1 protein-coding gene is annotated in these 245 nt (G+C 63.7%); it reads left to right on the top strand.

What is annotated here, in order from left to right; translation table 11 throughout:
* Positions 1–245: polyprenyl synthetase family protein (locus tag Ga0451573_RS19490; RefSeq protein ID WP_231685865.1), on the top strand; the 245-nt coding region annotated here is incomplete at both ends.

Here is a 245-nt window from a genome sequence, read left to right as displayed (position 1 = left end):
CTTCGGTGCCGACACCCCCGCGGCTTTGCGGGTAGCGGCGGCGCTGGAATGCATCCACAGCTATTCGCTCGTGCATGACGATCTTCCGGCCATGGACAATGACGATATGCGCCGCGGCCAGCCGACGGTGCATCGCAAGTTCGACGAGGCGGCCGCCATCCTTGCGGGTGACAGCCTCCTGACCTACGCGTTCGAACTGATTGCTGCCGAGGCGACGGAACTTGATCCTAGCGCCAAGGTTGCAC

The sequence above is a fragment of the Phosphitispora fastidiosa genome (assembly GCF_019008365.1).
GTDB lineage: Bacteria > Bacillota > Thermincolia > Thermincolales > UBA2595 > Phosphitispora > Phosphitispora fastidiosa.
This window is presented reverse-complemented; position numbering and strand designations above follow the sequence as displayed.